This window comes from Marinobacter sp. F4218, from assembly GCF_019443085.1.
Taxonomy (GTDB): Bacteria; Pseudomonadota; Gammaproteobacteria; order Pseudomonadales; family Oleiphilaceae; genus Marinobacter; species Marinobacter albus.
The window spans coordinates 2,157,275-2,173,687 of sequence record NZ_JAHZIL010000003.1 but is presented as its reverse complement, the minus strand read 5'-3'; the positions used below and the strand labels follow the sequence as shown (position 1 = coordinate 2,173,687).

Annotated in this window: 17 protein-coding genes; 15 read left to right on the top strand and 2 right to left on the bottom strand. The window is 59.9% G+C overall.

Annotated features, from left to right (window positions below):
- Positions 1-9 precede the first annotated feature (9 nt).
- From K0B93_RS13915 to K0B93_RS13880, 8 genes are all read left to right on the top strand, one after another.
- Positions 10-798: an alpha/beta fold hydrolase gene (locus K0B93_RS13915; RefSeq protein WP_218636421.1), complete on the top strand. Its 789-nt coding sequence runs from the start codon at positions 10-12 to the stop codon at positions 796-798.
- Between the two features lie 238 nt (positions 799-1,036).
- A complete protein-coding gene (locus K0B93_RS13910; protein ID WP_219867772.1) occupies positions 1,037-2,212 on the top strand; it encodes an ABC transporter substrate-binding protein in 1,176 nt (391 codons plus the stop codon).
- 89 nt (positions 2,213-2,301) lie between these two features.
- Positions 2,302-3,165, top strand: coding sequence for a branched-chain amino acid ABC transporter permease (locus K0B93_RS13905; RefSeq protein ID WP_219867771.1), 864 nt, complete (start codon positions 2,302-2,304; stop codon positions 3,163-3,165).
- 13 nt (positions 3,166-3,178) lie between these two features.
- Positions 3,179-4,135, top strand: a complete 957-nt coding sequence (locus K0B93_RS13900) for a branched-chain amino acid ABC transporter permease (RefSeq protein WP_219867770.1) — start codon at positions 3,179-3,181, stop codon at positions 4,133-4,135.
- A 2-nt stretch (positions 4,136-4,137) separates the two neighbouring features.
- Positions 4,138-4,905 (top strand): ABC transporter ATP-binding protein, encoded by a 768-nt coding sequence (locus K0B93_RS13895; protein WP_218636417.1) that lies wholly within the window; start codon positions 4,138-4,140, stop codon positions 4,903-4,905.
- Positions 4,902-5,615 (top strand): ABC transporter ATP-binding protein, encoded by a 714-nt coding sequence (locus K0B93_RS13890; protein ID WP_219867769.1) that lies wholly within the window; start codon positions 4,902-4,904, stop codon positions 5,613-5,615. The genes K0B93_RS13895 and K0B93_RS13890 overlap by 4 nt, the downstream gene beginning before the upstream one ends.
- A 95-nt stretch (positions 5,616-5,710) precedes the next feature.
- Positions 5,711-6,709, top strand: coding sequence for a porin (locus K0B93_RS13885; protein ID WP_219867768.1), 999 nt, complete (start codon positions 5,711-5,713; stop codon positions 6,707-6,709).
- A 117-nt stretch (positions 6,710-6,826) separates the two neighbouring features.
- Entirely contained in the window at positions 6,827-7,636 is an 810-nt protein-coding gene (locus tag K0B93_RS13880; protein ID WP_219867767.1) for an IclR family transcriptional regulator, read from the top strand.
- Here K0B93_RS13880 and K0B93_RS13875 read toward each other — a convergent pair.
- A complete protein-coding gene (locus tag K0B93_RS13875; protein ID WP_219867766.1) occupies positions 7,633-8,589 on the bottom strand; it encodes an AraC family transcriptional regulator in 957 nt (318 codons plus the stop codon). The genes K0B93_RS13880 and K0B93_RS13875 overlap by 4 nt on opposite strands.
- 161 nt (positions 8,590-8,750) lie before the next feature.
- On the opposite strand from K0B93_RS13875, the gene K0B93_RS13870 reads away from it, so the two are divergent.
- A complete protein-coding gene (locus K0B93_RS13870) occupies positions 8,751-9,479 on the top strand; it encodes a MotA/TolQ/ExbB proton channel family protein (protein WP_219867765.1) in 729 nt (242 codons plus the stop codon).
- A complete protein-coding gene (locus tag K0B93_RS13865) occupies positions 9,476-10,501 on the top strand; it encodes a peptidoglycan -binding protein (protein ID WP_219867764.1) in 1,026 nt (341 codons plus the stop codon). Before K0B93_RS13870 ends, K0B93_RS13865 begins: the two co-directional genes overlap by 4 nt.
- Positions 10,502-10,544: 43 nt before the next feature.
- Here K0B93_RS13865 and K0B93_RS13860 read toward each other — a convergent pair whose 3' ends face one another.
- Complete coding sequence (locus tag K0B93_RS13860) at positions 10,545-11,657, bottom strand: S-(hydroxymethyl)glutathione dehydrogenase/class III alcohol dehydrogenase (RefSeq protein ID WP_219867763.1); 1,113 nt, start codon at positions 11,655-11,657, stop codon at positions 10,545-10,547.
- A gap of 245 nt (positions 11,658-11,902) precedes the next feature.
- Here K0B93_RS13860 and K0B93_RS13855 point away from each other — a divergent pair, with 245 nt between their 5' ends.
- The 5 genes from K0B93_RS13855 (at position 11,903) to K0B93_RS13835 (ending at position 16,372) form a co-directional block, all read left to right on the top strand.
- Positions 11,903-13,228: a DASH family cryptochrome gene (locus K0B93_RS13855; RefSeq protein ID WP_219867762.1), complete on the top strand. Its 1,326-nt coding sequence runs from the start codon at positions 11,903-11,905 to the stop codon at positions 13,226-13,228.
- On the top strand, positions 13,225-13,713 hold the full coding sequence (locus tag K0B93_RS13850) for a DUF6231 family protein (protein ID WP_219867761.1): 489 nt from the start codon (positions 13,225-13,227) through the stop codon (positions 13,711-13,713). The genes K0B93_RS13855 and K0B93_RS13850 overlap by 4 nt, the downstream gene beginning before the upstream one ends.
- Positions 13,692-14,315, top strand: coding sequence for a tRNA-uridine aminocarboxypropyltransferase (locus K0B93_RS13845; protein ID WP_324125173.1), 624 nt, complete (start codon positions 13,692-13,694; stop codon positions 14,313-14,315). The genes K0B93_RS13850 and K0B93_RS13845 overlap by 22 nt, the downstream gene beginning before the upstream one ends.
- Positions 14,316-14,410: 95 nt before the next feature.
- Positions 14,411-14,845 carry a YkvA family protein gene (locus K0B93_RS13840; protein WP_219867759.1) on the top strand — a complete coding sequence of 145 codons (435 nt, stop codon included), beginning with the start codon at positions 14,411-14,413 and terminating at the stop codon, positions 14,843-14,845.
- 318 nt (positions 14,846-15,163) lie between these two features.
- Positions 15,164-16,372 (top strand): ammonium transporter, encoded by a 1,209-nt coding sequence (locus K0B93_RS13835; RefSeq protein WP_219867758.1) that lies wholly within the window; start codon positions 15,164-15,166, stop codon positions 16,370-16,372.
- Positions 16,373-16,413: the final 41 nt, after the last annotated feature.

Sequence of the window (16,413 nt, the reverse complement as noted above, 5' to 3'; positions counted from 1 at the left end):
GAGCAAAACATGGCATTTCTCAAACACAACGGCCGTACACTCTGTTACCGCCTGCTCGGCGACAGCGCCAAGCCATTGATTCTGATGGCCCACCCCCTGGGCATGACCCAGGGTGTCTGGGACGACATGCTGCCGTCCTTACTGGGCAAATTCCGGGTGCTGACCTGGGATTTGCCGGGCCACGGCGCAAGCGCCGCCTGGCCGGCCGGTTCCAGCCGGATCACCCCGGACGACCTGGCCCGGGAAGCCCTGGCGCTGGCAGACAACGCAGGGGTCGAGCAGTTTCACTTTGTCGGCACCTCAATCGGCGGCGTTATTGGCCAGCAACTGGTCAGCCAGCACGCCGACCGCCTGCTGTCCGCCACGCTCACCAATACCGGAGCGGTCATTGGCACCGCCGACGCCTGGAACACCCGTTCGGCCAACGTACTGGAACTCGGGCTCCAGACCATGGCCGTGGACATCGTGCCACGCTGGTTCGGACCCAACGCCTGTGAACAACAGCCAGCGCTGGTGGAAGGCTGGCGGGTGATCATGGGGCGCGGTGATAACCGCAGCTATGCCCTGCTGTGCGAGATGCTGGGCCGGGCCGATTTCCGTGAGCAACTCGGGCACCACCAGGTGGCACTGGCATTGATCGGCGGCACTGACGACGTGGCCACACCCCCGGAAACACTTCAGGCACTGGCCCAGTGCAGCGGCGCGCAGGAACCGGTCATCCTGGAAGGGATTGGCCATGTTCCCTCGGTGGAATGCCCGCAAAAATTCAGCCAGATGCTGATTCGTAACCTGGTCTGACCATCGGCCAGGCGAGACCGTCCTGGTGGCGGTGTGTTGTCTTCCCAGGGTCTTCTCCATGTGACCCCTTGCCCAGCGGCTCAGCCCCTGGGCTTTTTTGTGCCCCAATCCACTGAAATCCATCGCTTCCATCCCGGCTCTGCAACCACCGGACACGCCTGTGCAGAAAACGGATATTTCTTAAGCCCCTTCCCGCCTCTAATGACAGAACCCACAACAACAAAATTGAGGTGAGCACATGAACCCCATTAAAACCCTTGCCAGCACTGCCTTGGCAACCACCCTGGCCGCCGGGCTTTCTACCTCTGCCCTGGCGGCTGCCGGCGACCCGGTGAAAATCGGTGTCATGCTGCCGTTCAGCGGCATCTACGCCCAGCTGGGTGAGGCCGGTCGGGACGGCCTCAGGCTGGCCCTGAAACAACGTGTCGACCAGTTGCACGGTGCCGAAATCGAGTTCGTTGAGCTGGATACTGAGGCCAAGCCCTCAAGGGCCCCGGAACTGGCCTCCTCGCTGCTCAACCAGCACAAAGCGGACTTCGTGATCGGTCCGGTTCACTCCGGTGTTGCCATGGGCATGATCAAGATGCTGCGCGGCAAGGACACCATCATGATCATCCCCAACGCGGGTTCGGCCGCCGCAACCGGCCCCCTGTGTTCGCCCAACGTGTTCCGGACCTCCTTCTCGTCCTGGCAGCCGTCCTACCCCATGGGCAAGGTCGCTCTCGATAAGGGCTATAAAAAGGTCTACGCCATCAGCTGGAACTACGGCATGGGCCGCGAGAGCCTGGATGCCTTCGCCGAATCCTTTGAGGCCGGTGGTGGTGAAATTGTCGAGAAGGTGCTGCTGCCCTTCCCGTCCACCAACTTCCAGTCCCACGTCAGTGACATCGCCGACGAGCAACCCGACGCCGTGTTCACCTTCTTCGCCGGCGGTGGAGCCATCAAGTTCGCCAAGGATTACGACGCCATGGGCCTGCGCGGCAAGATCCCGCTGCTGGGTTCCGGCTTCCTGACCGAAGGCACCCTGGAGGCCCAGGGCCCTGCCGCCGAGGGCATCATGACGGGCCTGCACTACGCGGAGCAGCTCGACATTCCCGAGAACCACGAATTCCGTGAAGCCTTCAACACCGAATACGGCCACTACCCGGACATCTACGCCGTCCAGGGCTATGACGCCGGCCAGGCCATCGCCGACACCATCGACCAGCTGGAAGGCGATATATCCGACAAGCAGGCCGTGATCAGCACCATGGAGAAACTCACCATCGACAGCCCGAGAGGTGCATTCACCTTCTCCAGGGCCCACAACCCAATCCAGAACATCTACCTGCGGGAAGTGAAAGATGGTGTGAACGTAGTGCAGACCGTCGCCGCCCAGGCGCTGGAAGATCCGGCCCGGGGCTGCAAGATCTGAGCAAGGGTCCCAATGACTCCCGGCAGCCGCCGGGAGCTTCCCTGCCCCCCCCCTGAACTGACTTATCCGTAAAACCGTTGGGTATCGCTATGTCTACCGAACTTTTCTTCGTGCAACTCATTAATGGTATCCAGTACGGGTTGCTCCTGTTTCTGATCGCCTCCGGCCTGACCCTGGTCTTCGGCGTGATGGGGATCCTCAACCTGGCCCATGGTTCCATGTACATGGTGGGCGCGTACCTGGTGTGGTATTTCGTCGCCGTGACCGGCAGCTTTACCGCATCCGCCCTTCTCTCGGCGGCCATCGCGCTCGGCCTGGGCATATTGATCGAAAGGCTATTGATCCAGCGGCTCTACAACCGCAATCATCTGGATCAGGTACTGCTGACCATCGGCATGATCTTCGTCTTCAACTCGCTGCAGAGCATTCTCTGGGGCAACGACCCATACGGCGTTGCCGTGCCCGAGGCCCTGAGCGGCTCGGTCCCCTTCACCGACAACTCCAGTTATCCGGTATACCGCATCTTCGCGGCCCTGATCTGCATTGCCATTGCCGTCGCGCTTTACTTTGTCGTGAGCAAAACCCGCCTCGGCATGCTGATCCGAGCCGGTGAATCCAACCGGGAGATGGTGGAAGCCCTGGGCGTCAACATCAAAAGCCTTTACACCATTGTGTTTGCCATCGGCGTCATGCTGGCCGCCGTTTCGGGAATTATCGCCGCCCCCATGCGTTCCATCGTTCCCGGCATGGGCGAGAGCGTGCTGATCACCTGCTTCGTGGTGGTGGTGATCGGTGGCATGGGCTCCATCAAGGGCGCTTTCGTGGGGGCCCTGATGGTCGGCATTATCAGCACCTTCGCCACGGTGCTGATGCCCACCCTGTCCAACATGATCATCTACATCTTCATGATCCTGGTGCTGCTGGTGAAGCCCCAGGGCCTGTTCGCCAAGTAAGCGGGAGCCGAATATGATTTTCGAGAAACGCACCGAGCGCATCTTCCTGGCGATCTTCTTTGTCGTCGCCCTGTGCATTCCCCTGTTCCTGGAGGACAACTCCTTCTTCGTGGGGAAAGCCACCACCGTCCTGATCCTGGCGGTGTTTGTCATGTCGCTGGATTTCCTGGTGGGACGGGTAGGCCTGGTTACCCTGGGGCATGCTCTGTTCTATGGACTGGGCGGCTATCTGTTCGTGATCCTCACGCCGGAGTACGAAGCCGTCAATTTCTGGACCTACGCCATCTATATCATGGCAATCAGTGCACTGATTGCGCTGATCGTTGGGGTTGTAGTCCTGCGGACCTCCGGTATCTACTTCATCATGATTACCCTGGCCATATCGCAGATGGCCTACTACTTCTTCTTCGACTCCCTGGAGTTCGGCGGCAACGACGGCCTGTTCATTTTCATGAAGCCGGAGACCAGCATTTTTGGCCTGAGCTTCCTGAACCTGGACAACCCCTCGCACTTCTATTACCTGGCGCTGCTGGCCGTCCTGGTGACGTTGCTGGCCATCAAGATCATCCTGCGTTCGCGCTTTGGCCGCATCGTGGAAGCCAGCCGACTGAACCCGGAGCGTACCGAGGCCCTTGGCTACAACATCTTTGCGTTCCGCCTGATCAGCTACGTCATCGGCAGCACTCTCGCGGCTTACGCCGGTCTGCTGTTTGCCCTGCAGTACGGCTACGTGAATCCGCAATTCATGACCTGGGAAATGTCCGGTACCGCCCTGGTGATGTCCATCCTCGGCGGCCTCGGAACCATTTACGGGGCCATTCTCGGCACCCTCACCTACGAGGGTCTGCAATATGTCTTCGAGCACATGAGCGAGGACTGGATGCTGCTTATGGGCGGCGCCATCATCCTCATGGTCCTGCTCCTGCGCAAAGGCCTGGCCGGTTATCTTGAAAAACTGCTGGAGAAATAATCATGGCCAACGACATCATTCTGGAAACCGAATCCCTCAGCAAACACTGGGGCGGCATCAAGGCACTCGATAACATCTCGTTGCAGTTCCGGGACCGGGAACTGCACGGCGTGGTGGGCCCCAACGGGGCCGGCAAAAGCACCTTGCTGAACATGCTGTGTGGGACCCTGAATCCTACAAGTGGCTGCATTTTTCACAAAGGTGAACGGATCGACGGCATGAAACCCTGGAAGTTCGTGCGTCGGGGCATCGGCCGCAGCTTCCAGAAAACCAATATCTATGCCGAGGTTACCTGTCTGGAAAACTGTGCGGTCGCAGCCCAGCGCCGTTTCACCGGCAGTTTCAACCTGTTTGCCTCGCGCCATGCCAACAAATTGGTCCGGGAAGCCGCGGAAAAGGCACTCTGCCAGGTGGGCCTTGATCGCCGCATCCACACGATTGCCGCTGAAATCTCCTACGGAGAACAGCGACAACTCGAACTCGCGATGGTGCTGGCAACCGATCCGTGCATCCTGTTGCTGGACGAGCCCATGGCGGGCATGGGCCACGAGGAATCCCTGCGCATTATCGAGCTGCTGAACGAACTCAAGAAGACCTACAGCATTGTGCTGGTTGAACACGATATGGACGCCATTTTCGAACTGTCCGACCAGCTGACCGTGCTCGACAACGGCACCCATCTGATCACCGGCACGGTGGACCAGGTGCGCAACGAGCCCCAGGTAAAAGAGGCCTATCTCGGTAAGGAAGAGGAGGAGGAAGCGGCATGACCAACAGCCTTCTGGAAGTGAAGAACCTCAACACGCTCTACGGTCGCAGCCACATCCTGCACGACCTGTCGTTCCGGCTTGATAAAGGGCAATCCATGAGCCTGATGGGGCGCAATGGCATGGGCAAGACCACTACCCTGAAATCAATTCTGGGCATCGTCGGGCCACGCAGCGGCCAGGTTGTTTTCGACGGCCAGGACATCAGCCATCTGCCCACATGGAAACGGATGCGCCGGGACATAGCCTATGTCCCGGAAGGCCGGGGCATGTTCCATAACCTGACGGTCAAAGAACACCTGCAGATGGCCGCCCGCCCGGACAGCAACGGCAAATCCGGCTGGGACTTCGACCGGGTCATGGCGACCTTTCCCCGCCTCCAGGAACGGTTAGCGAACCTGGGCACGGAGCTGTCGGGGGGCGAGCAACAGATGCTGGCGATCGGTCGTGCCCTGGTGACCAACCCCCGGCTGATGATTCTGGACGAGGCCACCGAGGGCCTGGCCCCACTGATCCGCCAGGACATCTGGAACGTCATCGCCACCATCCGGGAATCCGGCATTTCGACCCTGATCGTCGACAAGAACATCAAGGCCCTGAAAAAGCTCTGCGACCGTCATGTCGTTGTTGTTAAAGGAAAGGTTCACTTTGACGGCAGCTCCGAAGAGCTGGACCGGAACCTGGAAGAGGTCGAAACCGCGCTCAGCGTCTAAATGTACAAAATACGGATAACGATGTTCATTTTCGGGATATTTGAGCCTCACTGAATCACCGATAGTTCACTTGCCAAACAACAAGGAGAAGGCAAATGAACTATCAGAAATCACTCATGGCGCTGGCGGTTGCCTCAACCTTCAGCGCAACGCCAACCTACGCCTTTGATCTCGGCACCTACAACGACACCAGCGTCAGCATCGGTGGCTACCTGAAAGCGGAAGGCATTTACGAGGACCCCGAACAGGGTGAATCCCGTTTCTTCGGTCGCGCCAACCAGAGCCGCATCAACCTCAAGACCGTCACCCAGAAACAGGGCCACACCATCGTGGGGTTTGTGGAGGGCGATTTTTACGGTGGGCTCTATCCGGGCGAGAACAACGACCTCAGACTGCGCCACGCCTTTATCAAGGTGGACGATGCCACCGTCGGCCAGACCTGGACCGGCCAGTTCTGGGCCGTCGCCTACAACGATTACCTGGATTTCCTGGGCGGGCCTCGCGGTACGCTGGGTGGTCTTAACTTCCGCACCACCCTGGCCAGCTACCAGTTCAGCGGCTTCCGGATCACGGCCCAGGATCCCGTCAACAACGACGCGGACGTGCCCGACCTGGCCATCAACTACAACCTGAACTTCGACGGCGGCCACCGGCTGATCCTGACCGCCAGCGGCCGGGAAGTGGCCAACGGCGATTTTGTCGGCGGCGGCGCCATCGGTTCCGAGATCAAACTGGGGCGCCACAGCCTGACCCTGAACGCCCACCATGGTGACGGACTGGGCGCCTTTACCGGCGTCGGTGTCGGCGGTTCCCTGGCCACCGATGTGGAGAATGGTGATGCGGTCAGCCAGACCGGGTTCAACGCTGGCTTCCGGTTCGTCTTCAACGACCAGTGGCGCGCCAATGTGGCGTACACCATGGTTGAGGTGGATGATCAGGCGGACACCGACTACGAGTCACCTCGCGTCAACCTGATCCATAACATTATTCCGGAGCTGGAAGTTGGGGTAGAGTGGCGCAAGTACAATCTGGCCTTCGGCCCACTCATCCCCGAAGGTCAGCAGGTTGAGGTAATGGCGAAATACTCGTTCTGAACTGAGCACTCAGAATTGGTACCCTTACCGCACGCGGACACAGGCGCCGACCGTCTTCCCGGCACCTGTGTCCGATCCGCGTCCGGAACGATCAAACACTTCATAGCGACCGCCTACATGACAGATGAAAGCCCCAAGCGGCAGGGAATAGGATCTCTCGAGATTGGTCTGCACATCCTGAATTACATTGCCAGTGCGCCCCGACCACCGACACTGAAGGAGCTGTCCGGCGCTCTGGATCTCTCACCCAGCCGGGCCCACAAATACCTGGTCAGTCTGTTGCGCGAAGGCTACATCAATCAGGTCAACCAGACCCAGTACACGCTCGGAAACTCCAGCCTGACCCTCGGCATTTCAGCACTGCGCCGGATCAATCCGATCCAGCTGTCCTACGAGGCCGTGGACCAGCTCAACGAGGACACCGACAAGACCGTATCGGTCACGGTCTGGAATGGATCCGGGCCGCTGATCATCAAGTGGCTGGACTCGAGTCAGCCGATCTCGGTCAACGTGCGTCTGGGCGCAGAACTGTCGCCCCTGAATTCCGCCGCCGGCCGGATCTATCTGGCCAGCCTCCCGGACGAACGCCGGCGACAGATCATCGACCGGTTCTACAAGCAGTCGGCGACGCTGCCGAAGCACAAGGGCAAGGACATCCCGCGGGAACAGCTTGGGGCCCACCTCGAAGCCATCAGGAAAGCTGGCTACTGCGCGTTTTTCAGTGATTACCTGCCAGAGATCAACGTACTGAGCATGCCGGTTCACGACCTCAACGGCTCCATCGTCACCGTCATTACCCTGCTCGGCCTTGAGCGGGACACCGACATCAGCGAAGGTTCGGAACTGTTCGAGCAGGTCAGAAACTGCGCCAGCAAGGTCACCCGGCAGATCTGCGGGCACCAGAAAACCGAGCAGGGCGGGAATTAACCGGCCATGCGCAGGGTCTCCGAAGGCAGCTCCCCGAACATTTTCCGGTAATCGGACGAGAACCGCCCGAGATGGCTGAAACCGTAATCCAGGGCAACTTCCGTTACGTTACGGCACTGGCCCGCCAGCAGGTCCTCCCGTAGCTGCTGCAGTTTCCGCTGTTTGACATAGCATTTCGGGGTGGTGGCAAACCCCTTTGAGAAGGCGTTGTAGATGGACCGGACGCTCATGTTGGAAATCGCGGACAATTCCTCGACATCAATGTTGCGCTTAAGGTTCTGGTCGATGTAGCGAACCATCCGGCACACGGCGGGCGAAAAAGCCGGCTGACCGTCGTCGCTGGCACAGTTGCTTGGAAACACCTTCAACAGCTTCTTCAGGATGATTTCCCGATACGGCAAGGAGACCAGGCCGACCTCTTCATCCCCGCCCTCCTCCAGCTCGCAGAAGACCGCACTCAGGATATTTGCCAACGTGGGACACAACTTCAGATCCACCGGCGTCCGCTCAAATCGGACCTTCTCTTCCCCATGCCTGACCGGTCGTGCAGACCGGGCCGATTCCAGAACCGGCTCCGGCACCTTGATGATCAGCTTTTCGCAATCCGCGGAATACTCCAGGTCAATCTTTTCATAGGGGTTGACCATCATCGCCTCGCCAGTGCGAAGCCGAAGCCGCTCTCCGGACTGATGCCACACGCATTCTCCCCGGGTAACGATCTGAAAATGGTAGATCGAATCCAGCTCCGGACTCTTCACCCGGACCTGATTGCCGTAACTGATCCGGGAAAGCCCGAACCCGGCAAATTCGCGGAAACTGAGGCTGGCCGCCGCCGTGCTTTGGCCTTTCAGTTCCAGACGGTGATGCCCGATGTGGTCATTCACAAAGCCGGAAACCTCTTCCGGATGGGCGCCATTGAATACTGTGTTGCCGGCGAGCGTTTGTCCAAACATAGCAAGACCCGTTTTCTTTATTATTAATTCGTTCACTTTATATAAACTTAATCGATCAATCAACAACCAACCGCCGGGCGCGATCTGACCATACCGTCATTTCACTGCGCCCGGGCTGTGCTATGTTTTCCTGATACTTCCATCAAAGACTGGCGATGTTCATGAGCAATCCAAAGCACACTCTTTTCTGGATGACGCTTTTTCTGGCCGTGGTTGTGGTCGTCGGCGCTCTGATCCACAAACCACTGGCGACCGCGTTCATGGCGAACTGGGTCTTCAACCTGTTGATTGTCGGGGTGCTGATCGTCGGGATCGGCCTGACCTACCGCCAGGTTTTCGTACTGTTTCCGGAGTTGCGCTGGATCTCCCAGTTCCGGACCGGGCATTCCGGGCTCTCCGTCCTGCAGGAGCCTCGCCTGCTCAAGCCCCTGGCACGACAGCTCGGCGAGGAGTCGAAGCGCGACCGGTTCAAGCTCTCCACCCTGGCCCTGCGCACCGTGCTCGACGGCATTCACTCGCGAATGGACGAACAGCGGGAAATCACCCGTTATTTCATAAGCCTGCTGGTATTTCTCGGGCTGCTCGGGACCTTCTGGGGCCTGCTCGGCACGATTAACGCGGTGGGGGATGTCATTGCCAACCTCGACATGGGCCAGGGCGATTTCGGTACGGTGTTTGCGGATCTCCAGTCCGGCTTGCTGACGCCACTGCAGGGCATGGGCACCGCCTTCAGCTCGTCCCTGCTTGGTCTGGGCGGTTCCCTGATCCTGGGGTTCCTGGACATCCAGGCCGGCCATGCCCAGAACCGATTCTATGACGGCCTCGAGGAATGGCTCACCGGTGTCACCACTCTGGTGGACATCACTGGCGAAGACGACCTGCAATCATGATCGGATCCAAACGCCGGGGCCGCAGCGCCACCAATGTGTGGCCAGGCTACGTGGATGCCCTGTCGGCCCTGCTGATGCTGGTGATCTTCATGCTGCTGATCTATGTCGTCAGCCAGCTCTACCTGTCACAGACCCTGTCGGACCGCAACACCGAACTGGCCCGTCTGAACCAGCGTCTGAACGAGATTTCCCAGCTGCTGGGTCTGGAAAAAAGCCGGTCCGAAGCCCTGGAACAGCAGATCAGCGCCAGTCAGGAGCGCAGCGACGACTTGCAGCAACGGCTGGAACTCACCCGCAACCAGCTGATGCAGCAGACGGCCACCGCCGAGGCTCAGTCGGAGCGACTGGCGAACCTCAATGACGAGGTGTCGGAGAAGGATGAACTGTCGGCCAGCCAGCAGGCCATGATCATGCGGCTGTCCAACCAGATCGCTTCGCTGCAGGCGCAACTGAAACAGATCACCGCCGCCCTGAAACTTCAGGAGCAGGAAACGGCCGAGAAAGAGGGCGAGCTGGAGGAGGTCAGCCGCCGCCTGAACACCTTGCTGGCCGAGCGGGTCAACCAGCTTGAACAGTACCAGTCGGAGTTCTTCTCACGGCTGCGGGACATCCTGGCTGACAACGAAAACATCCGTGTCGTCGGTGACCGTTTCCTGCTGCCCTCGGAGTTGCTGTTTGCCTCGGGTTCGGCTCAGTTGGGCGAGGATGGCAAGCGCGAGCTCGACAAACTCGCCGGGGTGCTACTGGATGTGGTGGGATCCATTCCGGAAGACATCGACTGGATCCTGCGGATTGATGGTCACACCGACCTGATTCCCATCAACACGCCCCAGTTCCCGTCCAATTGGGAGCTGTCGACCGCCCGGGCCGTGGCGGTGGTCCGTTATCTGGCCGATCAGGGCGTACCGGAGAATCGCATGGTGGCCGCCGGTTTCGGGGAATTTTTCCCGGTGGCATCGGGCACTTCGCCGGAGGCCCTCCAGAAAAACCGGCGCATCGAACTCAAGCTGACCGACCGCTAGGCGCGCTGCAGGCGGGGAACACCCCGCCTGCAGCGGCCCTGGCTCAGAAGTGAATGACCGAGCGAATGCTCTTGCCCTCGTGCATCAGGTCGAACGCCTTGTTGATGTCTTCCAGCTTCATCTCGTGGGTGATGAATACATCCAGCGGGATCTCGCCCTTCTCGGCCTTTTCCACGTAGGACGGCAGCTCGGTACGGCCTTTCACACCGCCGAAGGCGGAACCGCGCCAGACCCTACCGGTGACCAACTGGAACGGGCGGGTGCTGATTTCCTCGCCGGCACCGGCCACGCCGATGATGGTGGATTCGCCCCAGCCCTTGTGACAGGCCTCCAGTGCGGCCCGCATCAGTTTGACGTTACCCACACACTCGAAGGTGTAGTCGGCACCGCCATCGGTCATCTCGATGATCACGTCCTGGATCGGTTTGTCGTAATCGTTGGGGTTGACCACATCGGTGGCGCCCAGCTGTTTGGCGATGTCAAACTTGCCCGGATTAATATCGACACCGATGATGCGACCCGCCTTGGCCATCCTGGCGCCGATGATGGCCGCCAGGCCAATGCCTCCGAGACCGAAGATAGCCACAGTCGCACCTTCCTCCACCTTGGCAGTATTCAACACCGCACCGATGCCGGTGGTGACACCACAACCGAGCAGGCAGACCTTGTCCAGCGGGGCTTCCTTGGGAATTTTGGCCAGGGAGATTTCCGGCAGAACGGTATACTCGGAGAAGGTGGAGCAGCCCATGTAGTGATACAGCGGCTGGCCCTTGTACGAAAACCGGGAAGTGCCGTCGGGCATAACACCCTTGCCCTGGGTCGCCCGTACCGCGCCACAAAGGTTGGTTTTTCCGGAGGTGCAGAACTTGCACTTGCCGCACTCGGCGGTGTAAAGCGGGATGACGTGGTCACCCACTTCCAGGCTGGTTACCCCCTCGCCCACCGCTTCAACGATGCCGCCACCCTCGTGACCGAGGATGGTCGGAAACAGGCCTTCGGGATCGGCGCCGGACAGGGTATAGGCATCGGTGTGGCAGACACCGGTCGCGACGATGCGCACCAGAACCTCGCCTTTCTGCGGCGGCGCCACATCGACTTCGACAATTTCGAGCGGTTTGTTGGCCTCGAAGGCCACCGCAGCGCGGGATTTAATCATGGGAAAACTCCTCTGCAAAAAAGCACCATTCAGCGGAAACGACACGCACAATCTCAACATTCAAGCAGGTGCCAGACGGATTCGCCAGAAGGCCTCTGGGGGGTGGTCTCTGCTATGCACCCAGGCAATACGGCGTGGATTGGAAGCAGACTATCGCTCGGGCCCGTCCTGCCTCCGGCAATAATCTCTTGCAGAGAGCGGCACGTACACCTCAGCATTAGCAGACTGGAAAGGAACGCGACACCTTGAACACTCTCTACTGGTTCACCCGGGATCTCCGGTTACACGACAACGCGGCCCTGCTGGCCGCCTCCCGATCGGACATGCTCCTGTGTGTCTTTGTGGTGGATCCCCGCTGGTTCTCTCCGGGACAGTTCCAGAGCCGGGCCATGGGTGAGCACCGTTGGCGCTTTCTGTGGCAGAGCCTGATGGCGCTGGAGCGCGGCCTGCGACCGCTCGGCCAACGCCTGCGTATCGCCTATGGAAAACCAGAGACGGTAATCCCGGAGCTGGTGCACGCCCATGGCATTGCCCGGGTCGTGCGCTCCCGGCAGCCTGGCACCCAGGAAGCCATCCAGTGGCAGTCTCTCAAGGAACAACTGCCCGACACGCTCTTCCAGCAGTTTGAAACCCTGAGCCTGTTCACCGAGGGCTCGCTGCCCATGGCGTTGCCCGAGCTCCCCGATACCTTTTCACAGTTCCGCAAGCAGGTGGAAAAAACCGGGGAGCGCTGTACAGAACGCTTGCGGATTCGGACCCTGACCGCACTGCCCCCCCCACCGGGGTTTGCCGACGACAACCGGGGCGAATGCCCGCCAATTGCCAAACCCCAGCATCCGCTCCAGTTTATTGGTGGCGAAGAGGCCGGACTGGAGCAACTTCGGCAGTTCCTGTTCGTCAGGCATGGCATCGACAATTACAAGGAAACCCGCAATGCCCTCGACACATGGGACGCGTCATCCAAGTTTTCCCCCTGGCTGGCCAACGGGTCGCTGTCGGTCCGGGAGGTCGCAGAGACCATTGCCGAATACGAACGCAGTGACACGAAGAACGAATCGACCTACTGGCTCTGGTTCGAACTGCTGTGGCGAGAGTATTTCCACTGGTACGCCCTGAAACACCGCGCCAGCCTGTTTCGCCGCGACGGCGTTCAGCGCAAGCGCCGACCGGCCACCTTTTACGGACACCGGTTCATGGCCTGGTGCCAGGGCAACACTGAATACCCGCTGGTAAACGCCGCGATGAATCAGCTTCGGGAGACCGGCTACATGAGCAACCGGGCCCGACAACTGGTCGCCAGCTGCTTCGTCAACGAGCTGGAACTGGACTGGCGCTATGGCGCGGCATGGTTCGAGCAGCAGCTGATCGACTATGATGTAGCCAGCAACTACGGCAACTGGCAGTACCTGGCTGGCGTAGGGGCTGATCCCCGCGGACTGAGACAGTTCAACTTGGAGAAGCAGGCGAAACAGTACGACCCCCTCGGCACCTTTGTGGACCGCTGGGGTGGACACGCCGACCAGCCCGTGGGATTACACACAGTGGACGCAGCGGACTGGCCCATTTTATGACGACGACTGGCAGCCCCCGGGAAATACTCGCGCGCATCATCGACTCGACCCAGCCGGAAACACTTCTGTGTTGCGGCAGCATTGCCCACGAAGTGGCCGCCATTTGGCAGCAGCATAAGGGTAATGCCCGTGTCCGCAGCCTCGACACCACCGATCCCAATGCCGCCTTGCCGCTCGACACCGTGCAGGACCTGGCCCTGATCTCGGATACCCTGGAACACCTGCCCCACGACGAGGGTGCTCTTCTTCTGGGCCAACTGCGAAATTATGGCACTCACCAGATTGCAGTGCTGGTGGGCGATACCCCGGACTGGGCGTTTACCGATTTCATTGGCCTGGGTTTCCGGCGCCATGCCGAAGTGCAGGGCGACCACGGCATACTCACCCTGTATACCTACAATCTGGACACCTATAACCATAAGCGAGCCTGGAACAATCCGGACAACTGGGCCAACCCGGAAATGTGGGGCAAGGCCTGGTGGTAAGCCAACGCGTGCCCAGACACCTATGCCGCCGCTGCCACCTGCACCCCAACATCTGCGTCTGTGACCACTGCAGCGCCGTGCCAAACCAGACCCCGTTGACCGTATTGCAGCACCCCTCGGAAGTCGGCCGGAGCAAGGGAACCCTGAGAATCCTCGAGCAGTGCCTGACAAGGCTCCAGGTCTTTGTCGGTGAGACCCCGGCAGAATTTCGCCAGGCCGGATTGGGCGACAACATCCCCCTGGCCGGTACCGCGGTACTGTTCCCGGGGCCAGACAGTCAGGCCCTCGAAGAGGCCGACCTGCAAGGCATCCATCACTGGGTTCTACTGGACGGCACCTGGCGGAAGGCGGCCAAGATCCTGCACCTGAACCGGCGGATCGGCGAGCTGCCGAGGTATCACTTTGCCGCACCGCCGCCCTCCCGTTACGTTATCCGCAAGGCTCCGGGGGACCATCACCTGGCAACCGCCGAGGCCGCCGGCCACCTCCTCCAGCACCTGGAACCGGGACTCGACACCGACCCCATCCACGCCGCCATGGCGGCGCTGGTGACCAGACAACTGGCCCAGATCCCGGCGCCACTTCGGGATCGCTACCGGTAGCACCGGAAACCTGAGCGGTTGGCAATACACTCAGGCTTGAGCGATCATACGACCTGACAGACGTGACACTCAGCAAGCGTATAGGACACCCGTTTATGGCCCTGTTCAGTCAGAAGAACGCCGAGGAACAACTGAACGCCGAATCCGCGAAGGTGCATCGGGCCGATCTGGAGACGGTGCTCGAACGCCAGCGAGCCATCGAGGAAAAGGTGAAAGGCAGTGGCCGGCTCAAGCGCTTCAGTGCCGACATAAAACTGATGTTCTCGATGATCCGGGACTACTGGTACGGCAACTACCGCAGTGTCCCCTGGAAGACCATCGCCGCAGTCGCCGGCGCCCTGCTGTACGTGCTCAACCCGCTTGATGTCATTCCCGACCTGATCTTTGGTTTTGGTTTCCTCGACGACGCCGGTGTTGTCGCCCTGTGTCTGAAACTGGTCGAATCGGATCTGCACCGCTACGCGGCGTGGAAAGAACAACAGGAAAACCAAAAGCAGGAATCGGATCCCGGATTTACACAATCAAATTGATTGAAAAATAAACCAACGGGAAGGTGTGCTGGTTTTAGAAGACCGGGAAGTCGGCTCGCCGTTTCTGGCCCGGTCACCGGCGACAGCATCACCTGGTAACCCCACCAGCACCGACCAATACGGTGCATCTTTCCCATTTATGCACCGTATTGGTGCCATTTCTCTTCATTTCCCGCACCAGAACTCCAGCGAAGGACTTACAACTGACCACCACTCCTAATTTTGCATTGTTTTGGAACACCTCTTGCTTATGTGCACACCCACAATGCACAGAAAGCCCGACAGAGGCTGAAACACACCATCAGGAGCGAAAAACCCGTGGACATCACGAGTGCAGTACATACCCTGACCGAGAGCGCCAACACGCTGTTCATTCTCATCGGTGCCATCATGGTACTGGCCATGCACGCCGGCTTTGCCTTCCTCGAAGTGGGCACCGTGCGACACAAGAACCAGGTCAATGCCCTGGTCAAGATCATGACCGATTTCGGCGTCTCCGCCGTCATGTATTTCTTCATCGGCTACTACGTTGCCTACGGCAGCCACTTCATGTCCGGTGCTGCCGAGCTGACCGCCAGCAACGGCTACGAGCTGGTCAAGTTCTTCTTCCTGATGACCTTCGCGGCAGCCATACCGGCGATTGTGTCGGGCGGTATTGCCGAGCGGGCGAAGTTTTACCCGATGCTGATTGCATCCGGCCTGATCGTCGCGTTCATCTACCCCTTCTTCGAGGGCCTGATCTGGAACGGCAACTACGGTTTCCAGGCCTGGCTTGAGAGCCAGTTTGGTGCATCCTTCCACGACTTTGCCGGCTCCGTTGTAGTGCATGCGGTCGGTGGCTGGATTGCCCTGGCGGCGGTGCTTCTGCTTGGCGCCCGTAACGGTCGCTACCGCAATGGCCGGGTGGTCGCCTTTGCCCCGTCCAACATTCCTTTCCTGGCCCTGGGCGCCTGGATCCTGACCGTGGGCTGGTTCGGCTTTAACGTCATGTCGGCACAGACCCTGGATGGCATCAGCGGTCTGGTGGCCGTCAACAGCCTGATGGCCATGGTCGGCGGCATTCTCGTGTCCATGCTGCTGGGCCGGAAGGATCCGGGCTTCATCCACAACGGACCACTGGCCGGACTGGTTGCTGTTTGTGCAGGTTCCGACCTGATGCATCCTGTTGGTGCACTGATCACTGGCGGTGTCGCCGGCGCCATCTTCGTTTACCTGTTCGAATGGGCCCAGGACAAGATCGAGCGCCTGGACGATGTTCTGGGTGTATGGCCCCTGCACGGCGTGTGCGGTGTCTGGGGCGCAATCGCCTGCGGCATCTTCGGCCAGGCGAGTCTCGGCGGCCTGGGCGGCGTCAGCCTGATGTCCCAGATCATCGGCTCCGTTGCCGGCGTTGCCATCGCCTTTGTCGGCGGCCTGATCGTATACGGCGTGATCGGCGCCATCTCGGGGCTGCGCCTGACCGAGGAAGAAGAGTTCAACGGCGCGGACGTCAGCATTCACCGCATTGGTGCGACGGCCGTAGAGTAAGCTCCCCCTTCCAACAACAGGCGGCCATCTGGCCGCCTGTT

Excerpts from the sequence above, each read along its gene's own strand:
- K0B93_RS13890 (WP_219867769.1), top strand. The coding sequence starts at position 4,902 with ATGACCAACAGCCTTCTGGAAGTGAAGAACCTCAACACGCTCTACGGT.
- K0B93_RS13875 (WP_219867766.1), bottom strand. The coding sequence starts at position 8,589 with ATGTTTGGACAAACGCTCGCCGGCAACACAGTATTCAATGGCGCCCAT.
- K0B93_RS13880 (WP_219867767.1), top strand. The coding sequence starts at position 6,827 with ATGACAGATGAAAGCCCCAAGCGGCAGGGAATAGGATCTCTCGAGATT.
- K0B93_RS13895 (WP_218636417.1), top strand. The coding sequence starts at position 4,138 with ATGGCCAACGACATCATTCTGGAAACCGAATCCCTCAGCAAACACTGG.
- K0B93_RS13905 (WP_219867771.1), top strand. The coding sequence starts at position 2,302 with ATGTCTACCGAACTTTTCTTCGTGCAACTCATTAATGGTATCCAGTAC.
- K0B93_RS13850 (WP_219867761.1), top strand. The coding sequence starts at position 13,225 with ATGACGACGACTGGCAGCCCCCGGGAAATACTCGCGCGCATCATCGAC.
- K0B93_RS13870 (WP_219867765.1), top strand. The coding sequence starts at position 8,751 with ATGAGCAATCCAAAGCACACTCTTTTCTGGATGACGCTTTTTCTGGCC.
- K0B93_RS13840 (WP_219867759.1), top strand. The coding sequence starts at position 14,411 with ATGGCCCTGTTCAGTCAGAAGAACGCCGAGGAACAACTGAACGCCGAA.
- K0B93_RS13860 (WP_219867763.1), bottom strand. The coding sequence starts at position 11,657 with ATGATTAAATCCCGCGCTGCGGTGGCCTTCGAGGCCAACAAACCGCTC.
- K0B93_RS13885 (WP_219867768.1), top strand. The coding sequence starts at position 5,711 with ATGAACTATCAGAAATCACTCATGGCGCTGGCGGTTGCCTCAACCTTC.
- K0B93_RS13915 (WP_218636421.1), top strand. The coding sequence starts at position 10 with ATGGCATTTCTCAAACACAACGGCCGTACACTCTGTTACCGCCTGCTC.
- K0B93_RS13865 (WP_219867764.1), top strand. The coding sequence starts at position 9,476 with ATGATCGGATCCAAACGCCGGGGCCGCAGCGCCACCAATGTGTGGCCA.
- K0B93_RS13910 (WP_219867772.1), top strand. The coding sequence starts at position 1,037 with ATGAACCCCATTAAAACCCTTGCCAGCACTGCCTTGGCAACCACCCTG.
- K0B93_RS13900 (WP_219867770.1), top strand. The coding sequence starts at position 3,179 with ATGATTTTCGAGAAACGCACCGAGCGCATCTTCCTGGCGATCTTCTTT.